Here is a 2274-nt window from a genome sequence, read left to right as displayed (position 1 = left end):
GCCCCGGCCGGAGCCTGGACCATGGTGACCGTCGCCGGCGCGGGGGCGGGCAGGTTGCGGCGCACCTCCAGGCGGAAGTCGTCACCCTCGAGCTTGAGTTCCTGGATGTCGCTGTCCCCGAGCAGGGCCAGCAGCTGGCGCAGTTGGTCGTGATCGAGCTGCATGGGGATCAGGACTCCCGGCCCAGATAGCTGTCGGTGCGGGTGTCGACCTTGATCTTCTCGCCGATCGTGATGAACAGGGGCACCATCACCTGGGCGCCGGTCTCGACGATGGCCGGCTTGGTGCCGCCGGTGGCGGTGTCGCCCTTGACGCCGGGGTCGGTCTGGGTGACCTCGAGCACCACCGAATTGGGCAGCTCCACCTCGAGGGGCTTGCCGTTCCAGGAGACGACGCTCACCTCCATGCCCTCCTTGAGGTACTTGCGGCCGTCGCCGATCTGCTTGGCGGTCAGGCGGGTCTCCTCATAGGAGGCCATGTCCATGAAGACGTAGTCATCGCCTTCCATGTAGGTGTGCTGGAGGGTCGACTTCTCCAGCTGGGCCTGGGGCATGGTCTCCCCGGCGCGGAAGGTCTTCTCGACCACGTTGCCGCTCTGGACGCCCTTGAGCTTGGTGCGGACGAAGGCCGAGCCCTTGCCGGGCTTGACGTGAAGGAATTCGACGACGCGCCAGACCTGGCCATCCAGCTCAATCGTGGTGCCGGTACGAAAGTCGTTGCTGGAGATCATTCCGGCGGATCGGATCGGGGGATTGTACGTCTGGCTACAGGCCCACCCGCGGAGGGCGGCGGCGGCGGCCCGGGCCGGTTGTGCCAAAGTCCAGGCAGTCACAGGGGAAGCATGGACCGGCGACGCAGGCGCATCGGGTTCACCACCACGCTGGCCGCCCGGCTGGGGGCCGCCCTGACCCTCATGCTCACGCTGCTGCTGGCGGCCCCCGCCGCCTGGGCCTACCTGCCCCAGGGCAACGCCGTCAGTGATCCCACCGCCCTGCTGCGCAACGCCCTGCCGATCGAGCAGCGCGACCTGCAGGCGCTGCAGCACCGCCTCGAGGACACCAGCGACGACCTGCGGGCCAAGCGCTGGAGCAGCCTGACCGGCTCCGTGCGCCGGGCCGAGTCCCAGCTCGGCGGCAGCCGCGAGCGGATCCTGGCCAGCTTCGACCCCGCCGACCGGCCCACCGCCGAAGCCCTGCTGGCCGACACGGACGTGCATCTGCAGGAGCTGGCGGCCGCCGGCGAGGCCCAGGACCGGGACGGGTTCCTGGCGGCCCGCCGGGAGGCCCTGGCCGACATCGGCCGCGCCGAAGCCCTGCTGGTGGGGCCGTTCCCGTTCACGATTCCCGCCGAGTTCGACGCCCTGCCCCGGCTGCTGGGGCGCGCCACCGTGCGGCTGACCACCACCAAGGGTGACCTGACCGCCGTCGTGGACGGCTACAACGCCCCCCTGACCGCCGGCGCCTTCGTGGACCTGGTGCAGCGGGGCTTCTATGACGGCCTGCCCTTCAACCGCGCCGAGGATTTCTACGTGCTGCAGACCGGCGATCCCGCCGGCCCCCAGACCGGCTACGTGGATCCGGCCACCAAGCGGGAGCGCCAGGTGCCCCTGGAGATCATGGTGCCCGGCCAGGAGGCCCCCTTCTACAACCAGACCTTCGAGGATCTGGGGATGTTCAAGGCCGAGCCGGTGCTGCCCTTCGCCAGCAAGGGCACCCTGGGATGGGCCCACTCCGACGAAGCCCTGGGGGACGGCTCCTCCCAGTTCTTCCTGTTCCTGTTCGAACCCGAGCTCACCCCGGCGGGCCTCAACCTCATCGACGGGCGCTACGCCGCCTTCGGCTACGTGGTGGAAGGCTTCGACGTGCTCGAGGAACTCACCGCCGACGACGGCATCGTCAGGGCGACGGTGGTCGAGGGAGCCGACAACCTGCGCCCCCATGCCTGAGGGGCCCACCCTGGCCCAGCTGGGGGAAATGGAGCTGATCCGGCGCCTCGGTGCGTTCGCCCCCCCGGCGCAGTTCGAGGATGACGCCGCCCTTCTCGGCGCGGCCCTGCTGGGGGGGCAGCCGGCGGGCGATCCGCCCCTGGTGCTGAACACCGACGTGCTGGTGGAGGACGTCCACTTCAGCGACGCGACGATGGGCGCCGCCGACGTGGGCTGGCGGGCGGCGGCGGCCAACCTCTCCGATCTGGCGGCCATGGGCTGCCGCGGCGCCGTGGGCATCACCGTGGCCCTGGTGGCCCCGGGCCACACCCCCTGGCCCTGGGTGGAGG

General features: G+C 70.8%; 3 protein-coding genes and 1 pseudogene. 2 read left to right on the top strand and 2 right to left on the bottom strand.

All coding sequences use genetic code 11. The annotated features are described in order from the left end of the window. Together VB737_RS06545 and efp are read right to left on the bottom strand one after the other, a co-directional pair. Positions 1-164 (bottom strand): annotated as a pseudogene (locus tag VB737_RS06545) (acetyl-CoA carboxylase biotin carboxyl carrier protein); the annotation flags it as partial. A gap of 5 nt (positions 165-169) precedes the next feature. After that, positions 170-730 (bottom strand): elongation factor P, encoded by a 561-nt coding sequence (gene efp / locus VB737_RS06540; RefSeq protein WP_094587042.1) that lies wholly within the window; start codon positions 728-730, stop codon positions 170-172. 111 nt (positions 731-841) lie between these two features. Here efp and VB737_RS06535 point away from each other — a divergent pair, with 111 nt between their 5' ends. Together VB737_RS06535 and VB737_RS06530 are read left to right on the top strand one after the other, a co-directional pair. Beyond that, a complete protein-coding gene (locus VB737_RS06535) occupies positions 842-1945 on the top strand; it encodes a peptidylprolyl isomerase (protein WP_500312126.1) in 1104 nt (367 codons plus the stop codon). Further along, on the top strand, positions 1938-2274 hold a 337-nt coding region (locus VB737_RS06530; protein WP_500312124.1), incomplete at its 3' end, for an AIR synthase related protein. The genes VB737_RS06535 and VB737_RS06530, both read left to right, overlap by 8 nt.

The organism is Synechococcus sp. BA-120 BA3 (assembly GCF_034931285.1).
Classification (GTDB): Bacteria; Cyanobacteriota; Cyanobacteriia; order PCC-6307; family Cyanobiaceae; genus Cyanobium.
Note: the sequence above shows the minus strand (reverse complement) of the source record. Positions and strands in the feature narration are given on the sequence as shown.

What these genes read in the sequence shown, in the direction of transcription:
- efp (WP_094587042.1), bottom strand. Translation starts at nt 730, where the DNA reads ATGATCTCCAGCAACGACTTTCGTACCGGCACCACGATTGAGCTGGAT.
- VB737_RS06535 (WP_500312126.1), top strand. Translation starts at nt 842, where the DNA reads ATGGACCGGCGACGCAGGCGCATCGGGTTCACCACCACGCTGGCCGCC.